This window comes from Acidiphilium sp. PM, from assembly GCF_000219295.1.
Lineage (GTDB): Bacteria > Pseudomonadota > Alphaproteobacteria > Acetobacterales > Acetobacteraceae > Acidiphilium > Acidiphilium multivorum.
Genome location: NZ_AFPR01000109.1, coordinates 1 through 2,798 on the forward strand (window position 1 = coordinate 1; position 2,798 = coordinate 2,798).

The following is a 2,798-nucleotide window of genomic DNA, read 5'->3' on the forward strand; positions in this document are numbered from 1 at the left end:
TCAGGAACGTGTGATTGCCCGACTGGCCGACATTGATCTGGGTATTCGGCACGGCACCGGTATCATTGTATTTCCGATTATGGACTAGCGACATGTACTGGTATTGCGCCGTTACCGCGAGCCCCGGAACCTGAGGCAGGTCATAGGCGACGCCGGCGCTGAGATCATAGGCCAGGCTGCCATACGTGCCGCCATAAACGTCGCCGGACGGGTCCGCCACCCCGATATGCTGGAACTTCTGCCACTGATACCCGAGGCCCGCGCCGATGAAGGGCACGAAATTGGTCCCGGTCGGGATGTCGTAATACCCGTTGACCATGAAGCCGTAGGTGTTGACCCCGCCATAGGCGCGGTTCTTGCCCTCGACATTGTCGTCGGCCTTCACGGCGTTGTTACGGAAGAAATTGGTGTCGAGCTCGACCCGGAACCCGTTGCCGAGGCCGTAGCCGACGCCGAGCTGCCCGGCATAATCGGGGCGAAACAGCAGATTGCCGCCCCGCGCCCCGTTCGGCTGGGCAAAATCGTATTTCTGGTTCTGCATCAGGTTGGTGCCGATGCCGAGATCGACATAGGGTCCGGTCACGGGCGGCGGATTCGCGGCCCGCGCCGCCTGCATGCCAAGCGCGAGCGCGGCAGCGCAGCACGCGGTGCAGAGGATCGAGCGATGGGTCATGTGGCCTCCATGCGGTTGTGTAATCGCTGGGAAGGTTGGTGCGGAATTATGTCGTTACAATGACGGATCCTGCCGGCGTGACCGCCGAAACGGTTAACAATCGGTCATTGCGATTTAAGTTACCAATCCGGAACGGACAAATATCCGCGATCAGCCAGCGGAACAACCGATGAGGCGGAATGTCACCGCAGCGTCACCCACCACGGTGGCGCCGGGCTCGGAGCGGATCAGCCAGCCGCGGAACAGGTCGGGGGCAGCCATGCCGTGCCGCACGGTCATGTATACCGCAGCGTCCGGCGGCATGTCGGCCGGGCGGACGACACAGGCGCCGATCGTCACCCGCAGCGCGCCTTCGGTGAAACTCGACCCGACGGGCGCGATGATCCGGTTCACCGCGCCATCGGCCTTCTCAAGCACGTCGAGAATCGCGGCCTGACGCGGATCCCAGATCGGCTTGACCTGTTTCGGCGGCGCAGGCGGCGTCGCCTGCGAACCTTTCGGGGTTGCAGGTCCTGCAAAGGCGCCGCCCTGGTCACCCGGCAAGGTGGGCGCGTTCGGCAGGTCCGGCGCCGGCAGCGCGCCATCCGGCATGGCGGGGCTCGGCGCCGAGGCGACGGGCGGAGCCTCCGGCACCGTCACCACCGATTGACCGGACTGCGCAAGTCCGCGGCCCGGCAGCGCCGCGAACATCGCGACCACCAGAACGACGGCGCCGGCGCGACGGAGGCTCATTTCGGGGCCGGTGCCGAAGTGCCGCCGCCGTTCGCCTTCGCTGTCGAGGTCGCCAGGTTTGCGGCGCTGAAGACAAACTTGCCGAGCAGCGATTCGATGTTGATGGCCGACTGCGTTGCGGTGATTGCCTGGCCGGGCTTCAACATGGTTTCGGAACCGCCGGGCGAGATCGAAAGATAATCGCTGCCGAGCAGCGACGCGCTCTCGATCGCCGCGCTGCTATCCTTCGGAATCTTGACGTCCGGCTGGATGCGGAACTGAACGATCGCGGCATAGGTCTGCGGGTCGAGCGAGGTGCGGGTCACCTCGCCGATCGTGACGCCGGCGATCTTGACCGGAGAGCCGACGGTGAGCGGACCGATGCTGCCGAAACTCGCGCGCAAGTCATATCCCGTGCCGCCGACGGTGCGCGTTCGCGACGCCGCATAGGCGAGAAAGACGGCGGCCGCGACGATCACGACCAGGCCCACGATGATTTCCGATACCCGATTCTTCATCTCACCCTTTCCGGCTTCCGGCGCAGCAGCTTGCCGCTCAGCCTTCCGGCGTCCAGGATTCGTAATCGCCCGTGGCCATCCCCCGCGTGCCGCCGCGATAATCGTGGCCGCGCGGCCGGTAGGAACCAGGCGTTCCCGTCAGATTCGGCTGGTGCGGCTTCTGCCAGGGGCGGCGCGAAGCCTCGGAGAGCGGGGCGTCGGTCGTGAAATGCAGCCAGGCATGCCATTCGGGCGGCACTAGCGAGGCTTCCCGCGCGCCGCCGGCATAGATCACCCAGCGGCGCTTGCGGCCGTCGGGCCTGCTGGCCCTGCGTTCCTCGAAATAGCGATTGCCGAAACTGTCCTGCCCTACCATCAGGCCGTGGCGAAGCGTGTGCAACGTCAGCCCGGGATTGGCGATCAGCCGGCGCAGACCGCCGAGCGAAGCCAGCGTCGGAACCGTTGACGCATCTGCCGTATCACGGTGTTCGTTCATGCCGCCTGCTATACAGGAGACGGTCGGATCGGTCCATCCGCGCGCCGGCACATGTGCCCCCCGGCTTATCCACAAGATTTTGTGGCCGTGACCTGAATTTTCCACAAGATGACGCCGACCGCCGCTGGAAACCCCATGAGGAACACGTTAGGCTGAGGGCATGAGGAAGGATCCCGCCAGCAGGCATCGCCCGACACCGCACCGCGCGTGGCGCGGCATCCGGCTCAAACGGGTCGAGATCGGGATCGATCCCGATGCCGCACCCGAACCCGCCATCATTCCCGCCGACTGGAGCGATCAGGCCGCCGCCGGGCTGGTGGCGCTACGCGCCGATCGCTCGATGATCGGGGTCGACCAGGCGGCCGATGCCTGGATCGCGCCGCTTGCCGCCGCCGCGGAGCGTCTGGGTCGCGGCGAGGAT

The 2,798-nt window shown here is 65.8% G+C and carries 4 protein-coding genes and 1 pseudogene; 1 reads left to right on the forward strand and 4 read right to left on the reverse strand.

The features are described from left to right. The 4 genes from APM_RS05590 to APM_RS05605 form a co-directional block, all read right to left on the reverse strand. On the reverse strand, positions 1-673 hold a 673-nt coding region (locus APM_RS05590), incomplete at its 3' end, for an outer membrane beta-barrel protein (RefSeq protein ID WP_007422384.1). Between the two features lie 150 nt (positions 674-823). After that, positions 824-1,405: a DUF2155 domain-containing protein gene (locus APM_RS05595; RefSeq protein ID WP_007422385.1), complete on the reverse strand. Its 582-nt coding sequence runs from the start codon at positions 1,403-1,405 to the stop codon at positions 824-826. Continuing rightward, complete coding sequence (gene mlaD / locus APM_RS05600) at positions 1,402-1,902, reverse strand: outer membrane lipid asymmetry maintenance protein MlaD (protein ID WP_007422386.1); 501 nt, start codon at positions 1,900-1,902, stop codon at positions 1,402-1,404. Before mlaD ends, APM_RS05595 begins: the two co-directional genes overlap by 4 nt. A 37-nt stretch (positions 1,903-1,939) precedes the next feature. Then, a complete protein-coding gene (locus APM_RS05605) occupies positions 1,940-2,377 on the reverse strand; it encodes an NADH:ubiquinone oxidoreductase subunit NDUFA12 (protein ID WP_256363798.1) in 438 nt (145 codons plus the stop codon). Positions 2,378-2,537: 160 nt separating this feature from the next. On the opposite strand from APM_RS05605, the pseudogene APM_RS05610 reads away from it, so the two are divergent. Beyond that, positions 2,538-2,798, forward strand: a pseudogene (locus tag APM_RS05610) (TSCPD domain-containing protein); the annotation flags it as partial.

Excerpts from the sequence above, each read along its gene's own strand:
- APM_RS05605 (WP_256363798.1), bottom strand. The coding sequence starts at position 2,377 with ATGAACGAACACCGTGATACGGCAGATGCGTCAACGGTTCCGACGCTG.
- mlaD (WP_007422386.1), bottom strand. The coding sequence starts at position 1,902 with ATGAAGAATCGGGTATCGGAAATCATCGTGGGCCTGGTCGTGATCGTC.
- APM_RS05595 (WP_007422385.1), bottom strand. The coding sequence starts at position 1,405 with ATGAGCCTCCGTCGCGCCGGCGCCGTCGTTCTGGTGGTCGCGATGTTC.